Here is a 578-nt window from a genome sequence, read left to right as displayed (position 1 = left end):
CGATGCCAAAGTCACCGACCCAGCCGGCAACACCGGCTCGGCTACTGATACCGGCGCTATCGACACCACCGCTCCGCTGATCACTGTCGATGCACCGGCCATTACCAACGACACCACCCCGACTATCGTCGGTACTACCGATGCTCCGGTGGGCAGCACCGTTACGCTGACGGTTACCCAAGGCAGCACTGTCGTTACCGTGACCACACCGGTTCTGGCGGGTGGCACCTACAGCGTCGAGCTGACTCAGCCGCTGGCTGAAGGCCCTTACTCGGTCGACGCCAAGGTCACTGACCCAGCCGGCAACACTGGCTCGGCCACTGACACCGGTGCTATCGATACAACGCCACCCGCTCCGACCATCACCCTCGATGCCAACATCACTGCCGATGACGTGATCAACATCTCTGAGTCCACTCAGCAGATCCCGGTTACCGGTACTGTCGGTGGTGATGCCAAGATCGGTGACACTGTCACCTTGACCGTCAATGGCAAAGACTTCACCGGCTCGGTCGTTGCCAATCCTAACGGCACCCTAGGCTTCAGCATCAACGTCCCAGGCTCTGACCTGGTCGCCG

General features: G+C 60.9%; 1 protein-coding gene. It reads left to right on the top strand.

Annotated elements, in window-relative coordinates:
* On the top strand, positions 1-578 hold a 578-nt coding region (locus PVA39_RS23220; RefSeq protein WP_274126071.1), incomplete at both ends, for an Ig-like domain-containing protein.

It is taken from the genome of Pseudomonas sp. CNPSo 3701 (assembly GCF_028674975.1).
Classification (GTDB): domain Bacteria; phylum Pseudomonadota; class Gammaproteobacteria; order Pseudomonadales; family Pseudomonadaceae; genus Aquipseudomonas; species Aquipseudomonas straminea.
Note: the sequence above shows the minus strand (reverse complement) of the source record. Positions and strands in the feature narration are given on the sequence as shown.